Consider the following 17,026-nt stretch of genomic DNA (forward strand, 5'->3'; position numbering starts at 1 on the left):
TCCTACGCTGCCTTGCTGAGGGAGGTGAATTCAGAGCGATAGTTGGCGGGACGGAGCTTTTGAAATGTACTGGCGTCGGCGAGTAGGATTCCCGCGACCGCCATCGTCACCCCGAACTTCCTGGGCTCGCCCAAGCGCTGAAGGGGCCACCCGACGCGCGCGAGGATCCGCTCGAAACGCAGGTCAGTGACGGTGACGATTTCGGTGAAACCGTTCGACATGCACCATTCGATGATGCCGGCGAACATGGTCAGCGTCGCCTCATGGACGGATCCGTCTCCCCTGCCCTCGCCGAGCGCCGTATCGACGCAAAAACGGGAGCTCTCGATCATCGCGGAATGGGCGTTCAACCGGCCATTCGGAAGGAGTGAGTGAAAGACGTCGGCCACCATTGTGGGGCCAGGCGCCGGAAGCAGCCGCGCGCATCCTGCTACCTGGCGACTGTCGGAAATTGCGAGGATGTAAGTCGGTATCAGAGTGTCGAAAGCATCCAATTCCACGCCGTCGATAACTTCGACATCCCAGCCTAGCCGGTCGGCGAAGACCCGCGCGCGTAGCTCGTGATGGCGGTGGATAAGCTCAGCTTCCTGAATATTTTTCGGTGTTGAGATCGCGAGAACCTGCATGAATTTCTCCGTCGTCGTTGTTCGGCGGAGAACTCAGCACGGTTTGGACACGGTGAGTAGTTGTAGGATTCTACAAGGTAAGATCCAGCTGAGTCGCGGTGGTGAGTCTGCTTTAGCTGGACGACAATGCGGATTCCGTGTCGTCTCCTTTGGGTTACGATTGTAGGATTCACAGTAAGACAAATCATGAACATAGCTGACGGTCTGGTATGCTAACAGGTTGTATTAGATAATAAATCCGGATTTTGTGTGTTAGGTGGATCTGCGGTCGTTAACCTTCTGTTAACGCTATTTCCCTTGCGGCATTGCCAGAATCATGCGTTATCTTGAGACGGCAATAACGCGTCTGACGCTAATAAACCGTCTGAAACCTGAGGCCCAAGTGAACGTGATCGACCGGCACATTAATCGAGCATCAACTTCCGCACACATCACCCAGCGCGCGGAAGCGTTGTCTGCGAGACTCAGGGCGGTTGGTGAGCGCGCGTTTCCCCCTACCGCACAAAAGTCGCTTCGATCTTTCACTTCCGGCGAGGTCGCCGAAATTGTCGGCGTGTCAGACGGCTATCTTCGCCAGCTTTCGCTCGATGGACTCGGCCCTTCGCCAGATTTGGGAAGCGCCGGTCGCCGCTCTTACACTTTGGAGCAAATCAATCAACTCCGTGAGTATCTTGCCGGAGCTCGACCTAAGGAAGCAAGTAGATTTTGGCCACGTCGGCGCAGTGGCGAAAAACTTCAGGTGATCACGGTCGCAAATTTCAAAGGCGGCTCCGCGAAGACAACAACTGCTGTTTATCTCGCACAAGGACTTGCGTTGCAGGGCTACCGTGTCTTGGCGGTTGATCTTGATCCTCAGGCTTCCCTCTCCGCAATGTTCGGTTATCAGCCAGAGTTCGACGTTGCCGAAAACACGACCCTTTATGGTGCGATCCGCTACGACGACCAGAGGGTGACGATGAAGGACGTTATCCGGCGCACCTACTTTACCGGGATAAGCATTGTCCCGGGTAATCTCGAACTGATGGAGTTTGAACATCAGACCCCTCGATTCATGCTGCAGAATCGAGGGCGTCCGGAGGATCTATTTTTCAGACGTGTCGCAGGCGCAATCAATCAGGTCGAACAGGACTTCGACGTCGTTGTCGTCGATTGCCCCCCACAACTGGGCTTTTTGACCATGGGCGCCCTTAACGCAGCGAGTGGCATGATTGTGACTGTCCATCCCCAAATGGTCGATGTCGCATCCATGAGCCAGTTCCTCTTGATGACGTCCGATCTCGTGTCGGTAATTGAAGAAGCCGGCGGACGGCTCGACTACGACTTTCTACGGTTTCTTATTACGAGGCATGATCCGCGCGACGTCCCCGAGCAGGAAATCGTGGCGCTGCTTCGTGACGTCTTCGGAATCGACGTCATGGCGGCATCCGCATGGAAGTCGACGGCAATCGCCAATGCCGGTCTTACCAAGCAGTCGCTCTATGAACTCTCGCGCGGCGCGGTAGGACGGACGACGTATGATCGAGCAATGGAATCCATCAATGCCGTGAATCTGGAAATTATCGACCAGATAAACAAGGTCTGGGGTCGATGATGGCGGCTCAATCGCTGATAAATCAAAACCTTAGTGTGTTGTCAGCTGACTACACGGTCTTACTAGAACTGTTGTTTGGATAGGGTCGGAACGATGAGCAAACGTACACAATCCATTCGCTCAATGTTTGCCGGGGGCAACGATCAGACCGCTTCTAATGACGCACAGCAGCCTGTGCAGCGAGTTGCCTCGGGTGCGGTCCGGTCGTTGAAAGACACGTTCTCAGAGGTGGAAAGACATTACGAAGAGCTCAAGCAGCAAGTTGCTGACGGAGCTGTTCCAGTCGAAATAGACCCAGAATTGGTCGACCCCTCGCCCTTCGCGGACCGGTTTGAGGACCAAGACATGGCTGTCTTGGAGGTCCTTAAGACTTCGATCAAAGATCATGGACAAGAAATTCCGATCCTTGTTCGACCGCATCCAGCTGAGATCGGACGATATCAGGTTGCCTACGGCCACCGCAGACTACGTGCGACTGCCGAACTCGGCTTGAAAGTCAAAGCCTATGTCCGCGAACTGGATGACGATCGTCTTGTCGTCGCGCAGGGCATTGAGAATTCCGCTCGTGAAGACCTGACTTTCATCGAACGGGCGGCGTTTGCACTCAAACTGGACGAGGGTGGTTTTCAACGGTCGCTAATACAAATGGCTTTGTCTGTTGACCGACACGAAGCTCAAAAGCTGGTAACAGTTGCTCGGGCAGTTCCGCAGTGGTTGATTGATTCCATTGGCCGTGCGCCGAAGATCGGTCGACCGAGGTGGCAGGAGCTCGCAGAACTTTTGAAAGTCCCGGGCGCAGAGAAGAAGGCCCGCAAAGCCACCCAGGACAAATCCTTCTCACATAGGGATTCTGACAATCGTTTCCTGGTCGTCCTAAGAGCGTCCAAGATAGATGATGTGACGGCGCCGTCTGTAGCCCCCACCCGCTTGGTCGCAAAATCTGCTGACGGGCTTCAAATCGCGACGCTCGCCATCGGCGGCAAGCAGTGCAAAATCGAAATGAACCGAGATAGAGACGAGACTTTTGCAAAGTTTGTTATGGAGCAGCTTCCTGCGCTCTACGCGAACTTCAGAAAGGAAAATCCGTCATCTGAAGGATAAATAAGGATAGGAACAGCAAAAGAAAGGCCCCCAAACGTCGCCGTCGTGGAAGCCTCTCTCAATGGTCTAAGCAGCCTGAGAATCGCATTTCCATGAATCGCAGTCAAGAGTCTTTGGCACCGTTTTTGGTGAGCAGATTTCTTTTGCCTATTGAAGGGTGAAAGACATGCAGAGTGGAAATGTGACGACGCCGTTTGGGCGGCGGCCGATGACGCTTGCCTTAGTGGCGGCACAGTTCAAATCCGCCGACATCAGGCAGGGTAAATCGGCCGACAAGTGGAAGATCTATCGCGATGCTTGTGACGCGCGATCATTGTTGGGTTTGCGCGATCGGGCACTTGCAGTGCTCAACGCGCTTCTATCATTCTACCCTGAGGCTGAACTCAAGGAGGAAGCGAATCTTATCGTGTTTCCGTCCAATGCCCAACTCGCGGCACGGGCAAACGGTATCGCCGGCACGACGCTACGCGAGAACTTGGCCCTCTTGGTCGATGCAGGTCTCATCCAACGGAATGATAGCCCGAACGGGAAACGCTATGCGCGCAAGAGCTCAGATGGGTCCATCGAGACAGCCTTTGGCTTCAGTCTTGCGCCGCTTCTGGCCCGATCAGAAGAACTTGCGGTTATGGCCCAGCAGGTCGCAGAGGGTAATCGCAAGCTCAAAATCGTCAAAGAGCGCATCACAATTGCCCGACGGGATGTCCGGAAATTGATCTCTGCGGCAATGGAAGATCACGTTCCCGGGGATTGGGCCAAGGTCGAGGAGCTTTATGTTGAAGCCATGGCACGGCTGCGGCGGGCAAAAGGGGCGGACGAATTAATCGGAATTCTCGACGAAGTCGAGATGCTGAAGGAAGAAGTAGTCAATCTATTGGAACGGCACGTCAATCTTGGAAAATCCGACGCCAATGATGACGGATTCCGTCAGCACATACAGAATTCAAATACCGAATCCAGCAATGAACTTGAACCTTGCTCTGAAAACGAGCAGGGCGCGAAGCAGAGTAAAAACGTTGAACTAAGAGCCGAATCGATAAAATCATTCCCGCTTGGTATGGTCCTTCGGGCATGCCCGGAGATTTCCATGTATGGTCCGGGCGGAGCAATCGGCAGCTGGCGGGACCTTATGATGGCCGCCGTGGTCGTGCGATCAATGCTGGGGGTAAGCCCGTCGGCCTACCAGGACGCCTGCGAAGTAATAGGGGCTGAAAACGCGGCCGCAATGATGGCTGCAATCCTGGAGCGGGCGGGGCACATCACATCGGCCGGTGGATATCTTCGCGATTTGACGTCGAGGGCGAAACGCGGCGAGTTTTCTCTCGGACCAATGTTGATGGCGTTGCTGCGGGCCAATGGCGGCGAACAAAGGCGGGCTTAATCGCGGTTCCAAATTATATCCCTTGAAAAACATTAGTGCCCTTTGAACCGCCGCTTTGTTTTGTTGTCAGCTGACCACAAGCTAAATTGTTGTTTTTGCTACTTGGTTGCAATAATAGCATTCTAAGGTGCGATTTTACTTCGCAGATCCATTCAGAATGGCGGCCCGTTCAGGTGCGTGAGCGAATGCGAGACCTTATATCCATGCGGACGCTCCGCGACCACATATTTGGATGCGTTGCACAGTGGGGAGTCATATGTTGGCGAAGCTTGGATGCGATCGCCGAAAGCAGCCTTCTGCATGCAGCCATCCCAGCCAGTACCTTATGGCGTTTTTCCCGGAGACCGGTGTTGCCAGGCGGTGGGCCTTTTGCTTGCGCAGCTTTGATGCCTGGTTTCGTTCGCACGGAGATCGGTACGCGCTCAACTTGTGCTGTGGCGGCTAGTACCTAGAGAGAAAGACGCTCCGCTGCGTCGATATCCCGATCGGACCTCGCAGCGAATGAAATAGAACCTCTTCAAGTCGATCCTTCGATCACTCGGAAGATGGCTGACGGAGTGGCGAGTTCTCGCTTAGACCAATATTGATGGCTTTGATGCGTTCTCATGTCCAGCAGCGTCGTGTTGGCTAGCAAAACCACCGAACCCGGGCACTACAGGATTCGAACACATGAGAACTGGTTTCTAGATTGGAGAAGCCCGACGACTATGTGTTCAGATCGATTGTATTATCACGGGTCGTGCCATCTGATTCATGGAATTAGTCCGTACAGGTGGCAAGAACAATTGACTCTTGGATCGCGCTGGCAAACAAAGCAGCGATGTACAGAGGATGAATAATTGCTGACCAAGAAATCCAGACCCAGGATGGCGCCGTAGCGGCAGAAGCTGAGCCCGCTGCTCCGAAAAAGACTTCAAAAAGGAAATAACACGAAGGCTGAAAAAATTCGTGCGAATGCGTCGAAACTGGCGAAGCAGAAGGTCCGCGGCCTTACCGGGGAGGAAAAGCTGGAAAAGATTGGTCAGATTGAAGCTACGGTCGCTGGCGGCGCAACCTTGAAGATGCCGTGAAAAGCGCTGGTATTTCGGATCAGACTCATTATCAGTGGAAGAAGGCTTTGGCTCAACCGGCGCCACCCGTTTCCGCAGCATCTCTTTCGGTGGATGACGAACTCGCCGAATTCATCCAGCTCGAGGAAGAAAATCGGCGCCTCAGAAAGCTGCTCTCAGAGAAGCTGCGCGCCGAAAACGCTGATCTGCGCAAGAGACATGGTATGAGTTAGCGGTCTTTCGGTGTCCATCCCTCGATCACCTTGACGTGCAATCCTCGGGATTGGCCGGTTTCAAAAATTCCCGTGCATCCTGATCATTCTGCGCCCTCACTCATTCCATTTCTTAGGAACATGCGAACACCACGATCCAATTTCATCGTCGAATATAAGACGAACAGGCGCCAGACACTTCGCCGAACCTCAATCTGGGGCGATCTGGATTTGCAGGCTGTTGCCCGCGCGGTAGAGGCTGACGATGTGATGCCAAAGCTTGATCTGCCTCAAGCAGCATCAGTTCAGGAGGACGTTGTCGCGGTGAAGTTCGAGGTGGTAGACTACTCGGATGTTCCGATTGACGGCGAAGTCCCTCCGGATAGTCCTGCCGCAACGTCGTCGTCGAAAGAGTTTTCCATCGAGTCTGAAGCTGTGGAAGACGATGCGTCCGACCCCACGCGCTCGGTGCATCAGCAGCGTAGCCCGGGTTCAGGATGGACTCCGAAGTCTGGAGCGAAAGCACGGAGTAAGAAGACGCCGTCAGCGAGCCCCGCAAGTGCACCAATTCTCAATCTTCGCCGCGATCCCCCGCTGCTGTGCGGCTTGGATGAAGAGCTCGCCGCTCTCGAGGCTGAAAACCGCCATCTGAGAAGCCTCATGGTCGTGAAGCTCCGGAAGGAGAACGAAAGGCTGAAGTTCATGCTTCGGCGATTTGGTCAAAGTCGCTAAGTTTGATTACTAGCACGAACGAGTATGCGCATCGGTCGGCGACCGCTGAACCCGCAGTAGCAGGCGTCTAAGGCGGGAATCTCGTAAATTCGGTGGTTGATGGTGTCGTTTGGCATTTAATCGTAAGAACGCGGCCGTTCCGGCAGGTGGTGGCATTTAATTTGAGATTTTCGGTGCGATTTTCGGCGTCTGGCACCTTCCGATTTGGCAATAACCGTTTGTGACGGTTTAGCATTTTCTGAGGACGATTGGCCGACGGCATTCATCTTTTCCATGGCGACGAATCTCACCTTAAGTGCCAATCGAAGCCTGAATCTCAAAATTAACTGCTCAATCTCAATTTAAGTGCCACGCTATCTTGTTGAAATTATCGCATGCGGAGTCTTGCGATTAAATGCAAAACGACACAAGACTCCCATTATGTTGTCGTCCATTCGGGCGCCTCCCCGGCCATCTTTCCTACGCTGCGACCGCTCTGTCGACACGATCGCCTTGACTTGGTCTTGGCCACTGTGCTCGTAAGCAATGACGACGTGGCGAGCCCTGGACACGACTTAGCCGTTGTAACGCTCGATGAGGTCCCCGGTGGACGGCCCGAACATTCTATCGAATGTCCTGCTGCTGTCGATAGGCCATTCACTGCAGCCAAGGTCGGAACACGTTGAAAGGTGGGGGGGATCGTACTACTATATAGTTGGAACGAAAGGCGATCAGCTTCGATGCAGATAGTGTGGACATTTACAGCGCGGTCATACCTCGACCAACTCGCATCGGAAGAGAAAGCAAAGGTGGTCAACGCTGTTGAACGTCTGTCGCGCGGCGGACGATCCTCAGCTCTGGAGCAAACAAAGCTATTGCTCGGGACGAAAGATCTCTTTTCCCTTAGGGTGGGAGCCGAGTTGCGAGTCCTCGTTCGCTTCGAGGGCGAAAATCTAAAAATTGAGGACGTCGTTAGGCGTAGCCAGCTCGATGGATTGCGGAGAGTTGAGAGGTTGGCACAGGCCCACTCTGTATGAAATCCTTTGTTTCCTTAAATCTTGATACTTCGATCTTACGACAAAACCTGGACGAACTTGACGAGCTCCTTAAATCCGAGAGCCATCTCAAGGAACGGGATCAGATAGCGCCATTTTTTAAAGAGCGCCCGCATCTCTGCGCTGCTATTGGCTACGGAAACAATGCTGTCGAACTACCCAACTGCTGGGCAAGCGAACTCGACTTGTTTGGCGATTTCGTGTGCGACGCGGCTTCTGGCGATACTGAGGCGAATGCATTCACATTGATCGAGGTCGAGGACGCGCGAGAATACAGCATCTTTACAAAGCTCGAAGCCGGAAAATCAATGAAACACTGGTCCAACCGATTTGAGCACGGCTCGTCGCAGTTGGTTGATTGGGCGTGGCGGCTGTCGGAAGAAAAAAACTCTTCCGCATTCAGACGGATTTTCGGTACGAATAGCCCGACAATTCACCTGCTTCTGATTGTAGGGCGTGATGCGGATCTCGTGCCAGATGATCTTGATCGACTTCGCTGGCGTGCTAACAATGTTGCCTTTGGTGGTTATCGGATGTCGTGCTTCACCTTTGACGGAATACTAGCCTCAATCCGTCGTCGTCTTCTTCTGGCAAGCCAGCCGTCAGAGGTAACCTGAAACGTTTGCGAGATCCGGCTGAAGGCGCCAAGCCCGCGATCTTACAACGGCCCCGGCGTAACAATGAAAACGGTCATCATCTAAATTACAGAAGTGCTCACAAGCCCGAGCTAAGTTAGGCTGCTTCTCCTGAGTAGTGCCGTTTGAGATAGACTTCCATCCCCAACTGAATTTGCGCGAACCAAGGTCCTGACAGACTCATAACAAGCGCGCCGCGCGTCCACACCGTCTGGTGGCATTGCTGGATGCCTGTTGAATCGAGCGATGACGTGACTGCTCCATCGCCTCGGGTAGGGGAATGCCTCGGTTCGCCGCCTCGGCCAGATACCTGACCGCAACCCATGGGCCGAAAACTCCCCGCTCTCCAACCCGGCCATCTCCACCCTCTGCTTGATAACGGCGTTGACCGACTGCGGATCGAGCGCCCGCCGCGAAATTGTCCCCCAGCGCCCGCCCCCCCCCCCGAAACACGCTGCCCTTGTCGATCTTCCCCCGCCGCCAGCCAGGCATTCAACGCCTCGACAGGCCGGCCGGTGAGATAGACGACTCGTCCTCCTCGCCTGACGTCGTTTTGGTACGGCCAAGATGAATGGCGAGAGAGGGGAGGGGAGTGCCGCCTTCGGTCTCGATCGGAGCTTCCACGGTCAGTTGTTCCAGGCGAAGGCCTGCGATCTCGCTGCGCCGGCGGCCGCCGGAGGCAAAGGCGACCATCAGGATCGCCCGGTCGCGGAGATCACGCGGGCTTTCGGTCGCGCACGTCACCAACAGCTTGGCCAGCACGTCGCCGGTGACCGCCTTTGCGCTTTTGCGGCGGCGTTGCCGCAGGACGGCGCGCACATCCAGACGAACGGCGGATTCGAGGGCAGGGGAGCCGAAGGCGTCGGTAAGCCCGCGCCATCTGGTCAGTGTCGACCAGTTCGCCAGCCGACGGAGCACGGTCGCCGGCGCATGTGGGCCGGCGGACTTGAGGAATCCCTGGTGCCGGAGGTTTTCGGCCACGTCTGCCGGGATGCCGTGATCTGAATCGGCAGTACGTTTCTCCGGATCCCACAGGTGATGGGTGACGAATTTCAGGAGCAGCGCTTCGGGCGCCGGCCAGGGTAGAGATTTTCCGGAGGCCGCCAGACCCCAGGCTTCGAAATAGGCGAGATCGGAGGTCAGCGCCCGGAGCGTATTGTCGCCCATGCGCTGTGTGGCTTTTAGCTAACAATTTCAATTGAAGCGGAAAGCTAAAAATCCGACACGCAATTTGCCCCAACGAGTTCATAGTGAGCAGGGGAGGGGCCTCAAAGCCCTGTGGCTTTGGTGAGATTGACGCGAAAGCGGTCACGCCGGCGCTGGTATTTCCGCGTCATTTCCGCACTGGCATGGCCGAGCTGCTTCTGGACATAGCGCTCGTCGACCTCCGCGGAGGAGGCCAGACCGGCGCGCAGCGAGTGACCGGAGAATTTTGCCGCGCGTTCGGCCTCGTTGAGGTCGCCCCTGACGCCGGCGGCCAGTGCCGCCTTTTTGACGAGACGGGCGACCTCGCGATCGTTCAGCCGGTCCGGTCCGACATCCTTGCCCTGGCCGCGGACGCGGCGGAACAGCGGACCCTTGGCAATCCGGGCGAACTTGATCCAGGTTTCGATAGCGAGAACCGGACAGGTCGCATCGGACGAGCCGCGGCCGACTTCCACCTCCCGCCATCCGGTCTTGCCGCGCAGGGTGACGAGCAGGCCCTTCTCGAGGATCTCGATCCAGCCGCGCGCGTCCTCGCTCTGGTCGCGGCCGATATCGAGCCCAACGATCTCGGAACGGCGCAGACCGCCGGCAAAGCCGATCAGCAGCATGGCGCGATCGCGCAGGCCGCGCAGGGTTCCCCTGTCGAGCGTTTCCAGCATGCCGATCAGGTCTTCGGGCAGGAGGGCTTCCTTCTGCCGCGGCGGGGCGGCGTGCGTGTTGCAAATGCCAGCCATTACGGTGGCGATATGACGGTCCTTGCGGTCGAGCGGCGTGCCGCGCTGGGCGTAGCTCCAGGTCAGCGCCGAAAGGCGGCGCTCGATCGTCGTGACGGAGCTGGGCTTGCGATCGGCCGCAGCAGTGCCGGACGCGAGCGCCGTAATGTACAGGCCGACGGTGTGCGGATCGGGCGGTAGGGGCGCGAGACCCTGGCGGCGGCACCAAGCGGAAAAGTGCTTCCAGTCGGAGGCGTAGGCCTTGCGGGTGTTGGCGGCGCTCGCCGCCTCGACATAGGTACGGGCGCGTTCGGCGAGCTGCTCGAGGTGCGCCGGCAAGGTCCGCGCCTCCGGAAGAGGGGAGGGGAGGCCAGCGCTGGCCGTCGAGATGCCGACCGCCATCTGCGGCGCGGCAATAGCGTCGCGAGCGGTCGTGCTCTCAGACGGAGAGGAGGTCTCTGTGGCGTGATTTTCGTCGTTTTGCTCGATGATATGGGCCATTCTTTATATAAAGAGCAAAACGTCCGATAATGCAAGATTATCGGACGTTATATATCCGCGACAAGCGGTGCGGTTTAGGCGGATAATGCTGGACTAAACCGCTCACCTAATCTACACTCCGTCGCATGGATTCGTTCGACCCCTCCGCTCCAACCGCCCCCGCCTGGTCGCCCCGCATGCCGGGATGGGCACTGCCGCGTGGTCGCGACATCACTGAATCCGACGCCGCCTTCGCCGCCGGTATCGCCCTGAAATCGCTCGATGATCTGATCCGCGCCGATCCGCCGTGGCTCGGCTGCTGGCGCGATCGCCTTGCTCTCAAATCAGCTGCCGTCGCCGCCAGAATGCTTGGCCGCAATGAAGAGGAAACCGCCATTCGCGACGCGATTTTGCTCACCGCGCCCGGCAACGATCCCGGGCCGGCCGGAAAGCTGTTTCTTGCCATACGAATGCTGACGCGCCAATCCGGGACGATTGCCACGCCATTCGTTAAGGAGCTCTGCGCGCTGCTGGGGATTGGCTGGGAGGATGCTCTTGTCTCCGTCCCGGATTTTGTCGATACGGCGATCCAGTCCGGGCGCGCGGCACCCCTCGCAGTTGCCGAGCTTGTATCGGCGATTACGACCATTCGCCCGGACACCGAGGTGCTGTCGCTTGGGCTCGCCGAGATCGTTCTGGCGCTAATGCTGAACTGGCCGAAACCCGTACCGCTGCTAATCCCCGAGCGGTTTGGCGAGGCGTTCCGCACCATCGGCGGCCGTGGTCGCGTCCGGTCTGGCGAAGCGGCTTATCCGAGGGCGATCTGCCTGGCTTTGATGGATGGTGTGGCGGCGGCGCTGCGATCTGCCGTGGAGATCGATCGAAGGGCAGCGCGGTTGCTGGCTGTGGCACCAAAGCTCCGTACCAGGGGCGCCGAGCCGGTGATCCGGCGTTTGCTGTCCGACGACGCTATTCTGGCGTCGGTCCCAGGAAGCGAGCTGTCGCGCTGGGCAGCGAACCGGCTGTTCGATCGGCTCGAGAGTTTTGAAGCGGTGCGCGAGCTGTCCGGCCGCTCCTCCTTCCGCATCTTTGGATTATGATGATGAGGGGAGCGAGCGCGACAAAAACCACACTGCGTCGGGCAAAAGACCGACAGCAAGATGTCCTGTATGATCGCGAGCTCGAGGACTTACCGCAAGAACTTCGTTGGCGGGAATGGATGCTGCGGATTGAGGCGGTGATCTTTGCCTCGGCTGAGCCGGTCAGCCGCGAGACGCTGGCGCGTGTGGTGGGAAAGGATTGTAGCATTGATCTGTTGATCGACGATCTCGTCGAGGAGTTGCGGGATCGGCCTTACGAGCTGGTGTCGGTCGCCGGCGGCTGGCAGCATCGCACCCGGCCGCGGTTTGCCGAGACGATTCGCGCGTCTTCGGCCCCGACAAGGGGAGGGGCGGCGGCACTCTCCGAGTTCGAGGCGATGGTGCTGATGGCGGTGGGATATTTACAGCCGATTACCCGCGGCGAGCTGTCAAAGATCTTTGGGAAGGAGGTCAGCCGTGACGTCGTTGGTAATCTGCGCGGGGCGGGTTTTATCGGCTCCGGGCCACGCAGTCCGACGCCAGGCGCGCCCTATACTTACATAACGACCTCACACTTTCTTTCGGTCTTTGGTATGGAGACGTTGCGTGACCTTCCCAATATCGAAGCGCTCGAGGACGCCGGCTTGCTGAGCAGACGTGCCGTTCAAGATGATGTCGCCTTCGATCCAACTGAAGGGGAGGCAATGTTCATTGAATGAATGAGGGCAGCGTACTTCTGCATTTGCGACCCGGACGAAGGCGCTGTGACGGGAGCAAACTGCAGAATTTCGTCTTGGACAACCGTGCTGTCTTCCAATGGTCCGTCCGAGAGACCTTCTAAGGCGAAGTCCGAATGGGAAACAGGTCCCCGCCGTAGTGGTGAAGCCTGGTGTGATGGCGACGGCATAGCCATCGGACGTTCAATGGCTCGTCGTATTGATCGTGATGAGCATCGACGTCTTCATCACCACAGACCTCACACGTGTTCTTTCTCAGCTCGCCCGCCTTCACGGCACGCTGCACCAAGAGGTGAGCCTCATATTTTGCAGGATTAGCACGCCGCCAATTCGCTTGGCGGGTATCTGTCTTTAGCATCTATCTAGTCTTCCCGATCAGTTCAGGGTGTAGCGCTTCCAGGGTATCGCCTGCATTGGCACCCGCGACAGAAAATTAACAAGATCACGTCGGCCACGATATGTCGGTACGCCCCTGCTGTTTTGTGCCATGAGAACAATCGGCACGCCCGGGAATGCTGGCTGGAAGCTATATGCAACGTCGTCGGCCTGATGGCCGCTGTTCAAAACGTGCGGCTTGACGATGACTATGGCGAAGGTGACGCCCTGCTCGCGAACTAATGCGCCTTCAAACTGCATTTCTTCTCTCCTTTGATGAAGAGGCCGCCTCACTCCAGGCGGCCTCAGGTTTTAGCCACGCGGCGGGAACGGGTCGCGACCGTAGGAATCCTTGTCCCGGATTTGTCCGTTGGGACGGTGGATGACGACTTCGCTCTGCTGGTTGATCGCAATTTTGCGAGCAGCGGCAGCCGCGTCGGCCTGCGTTCCATGGGTGGAGGTCACTCGCTGATTTCCAGCGCCCCGCACGGCCCATTCGCCGTTATGGGGAACCACATGCTGATTCTTCCTTGTCATTGCATCAGAATCTTTTTTCTTGAGTGCCGTAAGAGTTTACATTAAGGAAAATTTAATTGTCAATATGGCTATTGTGGTTTACGAATGGATGACGAATTTTTACGCATGGAGTGATCATGACCATTGAGATGAAAAATGTGCTGGAGTTGGCCGACGCGGCACTTTCCGCTGACTACACGCGCGTACGCAGAGCTGCGAATGCGCTTGCGCGAGATCTCGACAAGAATGGTGAGACTTCCATTGCCAAGGAGCTGAAGGCCCTGGTGCGCAAGAGGGGGGTGCCTTTGAAGGCGTCTGGCTACGTGGAATCGCTGCCCGTGGACTCGAAATCCCGCTTGCCGCTTGTCGAGGAGCAGACCTGGCCCGATACGCCTATTTTTCTCAACGAAGGCGGGTGGCATGTGTTCAGCGATTTCATCGCGGATGCTCGGCGCATTGATGACTTGAGCGCCAAAGGATTGGCCTCACGTCTTGGGCTTCTGCTCTCTGGCCCGCCAGGAACAGGCAAGTCTCTCCTTGCCGGCCATATCGCTGCGCAACTGTCTCGTCCGCTATATGTCGTCCGGCTCGACTCGGTCATCTCCTCTTTGCTCGGGGACACCGCCAAAAATATCCGCTCGGTGTTTGATTTCGTGCCGGCGCGAAACGCCGTTCTTTTTCTCGATGAGATGGATGCAGTCGCAAAGCTGCGTGACGATCGTCACGAGTTGGGCGAGCTCAAACGCGTTGTCAATACCGTCATTCAAGCGTTGGACGGGCTAGACCCGAGCTCGATCGTGGTTGCTGCAACCAATCATGCGCATCTTCTTGATCCTGCAATATGGAGGCGGTTTCCTTATAAAATTGAACTCGGTCTTCCGGATGAAAGCGTTCGCGCTGACCTTTGGCGCCATTTTCTCTTCGAGGACAAAGATGAGGAGAGGCGCGCCGAGCTATTCGCCGTCGTGTCCGAAGGGTTGTCGGGGGCCGATATCGAAACGATGAGTCTGTCGGCGCGGCGTCATGCCGTTCATGAGTCGCGTGATATTGATTTTGGAGCCGTCGTTGTGGCTCTGCTGGAGCCGCGGTCAGGCCGTACTGTCCCTGTACAGCGGCAGCCATTGGATGCGGAGCAGAAACGCCAGGTTGCAATAGCCCTCAAGGAGAAGTACGCCATTGGGGGCGCGGATACCGCCCGCATTCTCGGAGTGTCGCGGCAAGCCATTTACGCTTACCTGAAGCAACAGGAAGGGGAGGTGTAGTATGGTGGAGCCTAGAGACCAACCTCTTCTCTATCCCGTTCTGAGCCTTCAGATGGATCCGGCGCTGCGGAGTCCGACGGGGCGTGGCAAAGGCATCGACAGCATCGTCAAGGAGCGGCTCGGCCGGCAGCAGGACGTGCTCGCGAGCGAAACACGCGACATTTATGAACACCGTACAGAGTTGCCCACATACTCGGGTTTGACGCACCTAGTCGTTCGGATGTTCAGTGAGGATTCCCTTGCTCCAACGCACACCCCCGATGACTTGTTCTCGCAGCGTCATGGATGCAGGCTAGTTGCTCCTCTTCCTGGCGGCTATTTGATCGAGGCTGAAGTCAAAGAATTGCCTCGCCTCCTTCGCGCAATCGAACATCCAATCGGCTATGCGGTGCAAGCCGACATATCCCGTGTTTCGTCTCTCGGACAATTTGATGCGAAAAGTCGTCTGCGCGGTCGATCGTTCAATGAGCTCTGGAATTCCGCACCGGAAGATGATGACGGACGCTTGTTCGTTGTTTGGCTTGCGCCGTTCCGCGATCGAGATGCCAAGGCCGAAGTCCTCGAGCGTATCCAGCGCTTTGCCAATGAGAGGCTGGTCATGCCGACATTTACCAGCGTGCGGCTCACGCTCGGAACATCTGAGGAATCGGAAGAACCGCGTTCTCTCACGACACCACGACAATCCAGCATTGCAAGGGCAATGCGAGATTATCGAAACACCGGCGTCGGACGCGCTGCAGTTCGAATTCCGAATAAAGAAGGGTTGAGACAGCTCATTGCGTCAGGCGCTTCTTATCGCATTGATCCTGTGCGGCCGATCAGAGTGGCAGCACCTGGCGAAGGAGCGGAGCCTCCTGCACCAGTAATCGATGAGAATGCTCCAATCGTTGCCGTCGTCGATGGCGGTCTGCATGCGCGAAGCTACACCGCAGCTGAAGCTTTCAGGGCGACACCTTTCGTCACGAACGCCCAAGCCGACAAGCCTCACGGAAATAGCGTTAGCTCCCTCGTTATCCATGGGCACGCCTGGAACAAAAATCGCTCGCTGCCTCAACTAAACTGCCGTATCGGAACTGTTCAGGCCGTCCCCCATCGGAACGCCAATCGGCGCTTTGATGAGCGGGAGTTGGTCGACTATCTGGCGGAGGTTGCGCGTCTTTATCCAGAAGCGCGCGTCTGGAACATCTCTGCCAATCAGGACGGCGCCGGTTTGGATCCCACCGAGGTCAGCGTTCTCGGCCATGAAATCAGCCTTCTCGCGAGATCGGCGGGCTTCCTCCCCGTCATCTCTGTCGGAAATGTCACCCCAGATAACAATTCAAGACCTAATCCCCCAGCAGATTGCGAGGCGGCGATTGTCGTGGGGGGCCGTCAGGCGCTTGCTGACGGTACGCCGGGTGACAGTTGCCCCGCATGCCTGCCAGGTCCCGGTCCTGACGGGATGATGAAACCGGACCTGTCGTGGTTTTCGAATCTCAGGATGCTGGGTGGGGTCGTGGATACGGGAAGCAGTTACGCAACGCCGTTGGTATCGTCTTTGGCAGCCCACACCTTCGATAGCTTACGGGAACCAACGCCGGATCTGGTTAAGGCTCTCCTCATCAATTCAGCCGAGCGAAGTGAGCACGATCCCAACCTCGGTTGGGGAACCCCGTATCAAGGGCACCTCCCTTGGACCTGCGCGCCCGGCAGTGTCACGCTTGCGTGGCGGGCACAACTCGAGCCAGGAACCGCATACTACTGGAACGATATTCCCATCCCTCCCGAGCTGGTGCGTGACGGAAAATTGTTCGGACGCGCCAGCTTGACCGCTGTTTTGCGGCCTCTCGTGTCGCCGTTTGGCGGCGCTAACTACTTCGCTTCCCGCTTGGAGACATCTCTGGCGTATCAGTCGGGAGCGGATAGGTGGCCGTCGCTACTTGGCTCAATGAAAGAGTCGACGCTTCCGGAAAACGACGCTCGCGATGAACTTCGCAAATGGCAGCCTATCAGACGGCACTGCAGAGACTTTTCAAAAGGGAGCGGACTTGGCTTTTCCGGACCATACCTGCGGCTTTACGCCCGCGTGTTCATGCGTGACCTCTACCAATTTGGGTGGACGCATCACAGCCAAGCGGGCGCGCAAGAAGTTGCGTTCGTGCTCACCCTTTCAAGCGCGGACGGAGAGAAGTCGATTTATGATTCAACAGCTCGTGCGCTCGGAAACTTCGTTGAAAGCGCCGTCTTGAACCAAGACATCGAGGTCTCGAATGAGATCTAGCTGGTCGGTGTCCTCCGGATTTGCGATTGGGCCCTTGCAA

At 56.9% G+C, this 17,026-nt stretch carries 15 protein-coding genes and 1 pseudogene; 10 read left to right on the forward strand and 6 right to left on the reverse strand.

The window, feature by feature from the left end:
* Positions 1–2: 2 nt before the first annotated feature.
* Complete coding sequence (locus tag M0412_RS24895) at positions 3–626, reverse strand: acyl-homoserine-lactone synthase (RefSeq protein WP_012476008.1); 624 nt, start codon at positions 624–626, stop codon at positions 3–5.
* A 382-nt stretch (positions 627–1,008) separates the two neighbouring features.
* On the opposite strand from M0412_RS24895, the gene repA reads away from it, so the two are divergent.
* The 6 genes from repA (at position 1,009) to M0412_RS24925 (ending at position 8,340) form a co-directional block, all read left to right on the forward strand.
* The gene (repA, locus tag M0412_RS24900; protein WP_234888145.1) at positions 1,009–2,217 is read left to right on the forward strand and encodes a plasmid partitioning protein RepA; all 1,209 of its coding nucleotides are present in this window, start codon (positions 1,009–1,011) and stop codon (positions 2,215–2,217) included.
* A 93-nt stretch (positions 2,218–2,310) separates the two neighbouring features.
* A complete protein-coding gene (repB, locus tag M0412_RS24905) occupies positions 2,311–3,318 on the forward strand; it encodes a plasmid partitioning protein RepB (protein ID WP_012476010.1) in 1,008 nt (335 codons plus the stop codon).
* A gap of 166 nt (positions 3,319–3,484) precedes the next feature.
* A complete protein-coding gene (gene repC / locus M0412_RS24910; RefSeq protein WP_012476011.1) occupies positions 3,485–4,696 on the forward strand; it encodes a plasmid replication protein RepC in 1,212 nt (403 codons plus the stop codon).
* Between the two features lie 1,066 nt (positions 4,697–5,762).
* Positions 5,763–5,978, forward strand: a complete 216-nt coding sequence (locus M0412_RS24915; protein WP_116979320.1) for a hypothetical protein — start codon at positions 5,763–5,765, stop codon at positions 5,976–5,978.
* A 120-nt stretch (positions 5,979–6,098) separates the two neighbouring features.
* Positions 6,099–6,689 (forward strand): hypothetical protein, encoded by a 591-nt coding sequence (locus tag M0412_RS24920; protein ID WP_012476012.1) that lies wholly within the window; start codon positions 6,099–6,101, stop codon positions 6,687–6,689.
* A gap of 1,012 nt (positions 6,690–7,701) precedes the next feature.
* A complete protein-coding gene (locus tag M0412_RS24925) occupies positions 7,702–8,340 on the forward strand; it encodes a Shedu anti-phage system protein SduA domain-containing protein (protein WP_077768120.1) in 639 nt (212 codons plus the stop codon).
* A gap of 198 nt (positions 8,341–8,538) precedes the next feature.
* Here the strand turns inward: M0412_RS24925 and M0412_RS24930 are convergent.
* Together M0412_RS24930 and M0412_RS24935 are read right to left on the reverse strand one after the other, a co-directional pair.
* Positions 8,539–9,525: pseudogene (locus M0412_RS24930) on the reverse strand (tyrosine-type recombinase/integrase).
* A 101-nt stretch (positions 9,526–9,626) separates the two neighbouring features.
* Complete coding sequence (locus M0412_RS24935; protein WP_012476015.1) at positions 9,627–10,778, reverse strand: site-specific integrase; 1,152 nt, start codon at positions 10,776–10,778, stop codon at positions 9,627–9,629.
* Between the two features lie 125 nt (positions 10,779–10,903).
* Here M0412_RS24935 and M0412_RS24940 point away from each other — a divergent pair, with 125 nt between their 5' ends.
* Together M0412_RS24940 and M0412_RS24945 are read left to right on the forward strand one after the other, a co-directional pair.
* Entirely contained in the window at positions 10,904–11,857 is a 954-nt protein-coding gene (locus M0412_RS24940; RefSeq protein ID WP_012476016.1) for a DUF1403 family protein, read from the forward strand.
* A 2-nt stretch (positions 11,858–11,859) separates the two neighbouring features.
* Positions 11,860–12,555, forward strand: a complete 696-nt coding sequence (locus M0412_RS24945; RefSeq protein WP_077768119.1) for an SMC-Scp complex subunit ScpB — start codon at positions 11,860–11,862, stop codon at positions 12,553–12,555.
* A gap of 118 nt (positions 12,556–12,673) precedes the next feature.
* Here the strand turns inward: M0412_RS24945 and M0412_RS24950 are convergent, their stop codons facing one another.
* Genes M0412_RS24950 through M0412_RS24960 form a run of 3 tightly spaced genes read right to left on the reverse strand, consistent with a single transcriptional unit; the run spans position 12,674 to position 13,485 of the window.
* Positions 12,674–12,931 (reverse strand): hypothetical protein, encoded by a 258-nt coding sequence (locus tag M0412_RS24950; RefSeq protein WP_077768118.1) that lies wholly within the window; start codon positions 12,929–12,931, stop codon positions 12,674–12,676.
* Positions 12,932–12,948: 17 nt separating this feature from the next.
* Positions 12,949–13,209: a hypothetical protein gene (locus M0412_RS24955; RefSeq protein ID WP_162854303.1), complete on the reverse strand. Its 261-nt coding sequence runs from the start codon at positions 13,207–13,209 to the stop codon at positions 12,949–12,951.
* 51 nt (positions 13,210–13,260) lie between these two features.
* Positions 13,261–13,485 (reverse strand): DUF2188 domain-containing protein, encoded by a 225-nt coding sequence (locus M0412_RS24960; protein ID WP_077768116.1) that lies wholly within the window; start codon positions 13,483–13,485, stop codon positions 13,261–13,263.
* Between the two features lie 116 nt (positions 13,486–13,601).
* On the opposite strand from M0412_RS24960, the gene M0412_RS24965 reads away from it, so the two are divergent.
* Together M0412_RS24965 and M0412_RS24970 are read left to right on the forward strand one after the other, a co-directional pair.
* Positions 13,602–14,726, forward strand: coding sequence for an ATP-binding protein (locus M0412_RS24965; protein ID WP_010900329.1), 1,125 nt, complete (start codon positions 13,602–13,604; stop codon positions 14,724–14,726).
* 1 nt (position 14,727) lies between these two features.
* A complete protein-coding gene (locus tag M0412_RS24970; protein WP_202048396.1) occupies positions 14,728–16,986 on the forward strand; it encodes a S8 family peptidase in 2,259 nt (752 codons plus the stop codon).
* The last annotated feature ends 40 nt before the right edge of the window (positions 16,987–17,026 follow it).

The organism is Agrobacterium sp. O3.4 (assembly GCF_041414895.1).
In the GTDB taxonomy this organism is placed as follows: domain Bacteria; phylum Pseudomonadota; class Alphaproteobacteria; order Rhizobiales; family Rhizobiaceae; genus Agrobacterium; species Agrobacterium cucumeris.

Excerpts from the sequence above, each read along its gene's own strand:
- M0412_RS24935 (WP_012476015.1), bottom strand. The coding sequence starts at position 10,778 with ATGGCCCATATCATCGAGCAAAACGACGAAAATCACGCCACAGAGACC.
- M0412_RS24955 (WP_162854303.1), bottom strand. The coding sequence starts at position 13,209 with ATGCAGTTTGAAGGCGCATTAGTTCGCGAGCAGGGCGTCACCTTCGCC.
- M0412_RS24920 (WP_012476012.1), top strand. The coding sequence starts at position 6,099 with ATGCGAACACCACGATCCAATTTCATCGTCGAATATAAGACGAACAGG.
- M0412_RS24895 (WP_012476008.1), bottom strand. The coding sequence starts at position 626 with ATGCAGGTTCTCGCGATCTCAACACCGAAAAATATTCAGGAAGCTGAG.
- M0412_RS24960 (WP_077768116.1), bottom strand. The coding sequence starts at position 13,485 with ATGACAAGGAAGAATCAGCATGTGGTTCCCCATAACGGCGAATGGGCC.
- repB (WP_012476010.1), top strand. The coding sequence starts at position 2,311 with ATGAGCAAACGTACACAATCCATTCGCTCAATGTTTGCCGGGGGCAAC.
- M0412_RS24925 (WP_077768120.1), top strand. The coding sequence starts at position 7,702 with ATGAAATCCTTTGTTTCCTTAAATCTTGATACTTCGATCTTACGACAA.
- M0412_RS24950 (WP_077768118.1), bottom strand. The coding sequence starts at position 12,931 with ATGCTAAAGACAGATACCCGCCAAGCGAATTGGCGGCGTGCTAATCCT.
- M0412_RS24965 (WP_010900329.1), top strand. The coding sequence starts at position 13,602 with ATGACCATTGAGATGAAAAATGTGCTGGAGTTGGCCGACGCGGCACTT.
- repC (WP_012476011.1), top strand. The coding sequence starts at position 3,485 with ATGCAGAGTGGAAATGTGACGACGCCGTTTGGGCGGCGGCCGATGACG.
- M0412_RS24970 (WP_202048396.1), top strand. The coding sequence starts at position 14,728 with ATGGTGGAGCCTAGAGACCAACCTCTTCTCTATCCCGTTCTGAGCCTT.
- M0412_RS24945 (WP_077768119.1), top strand. The coding sequence starts at position 11,860 with ATGAGGGGAGCGAGCGCGACAAAAACCACACTGCGTCGGGCAAAAGAC.
- M0412_RS24940 (WP_012476016.1), top strand. The coding sequence starts at position 10,904 with ATGGATTCGTTCGACCCCTCCGCTCCAACCGCCCCCGCCTGGTCGCCC.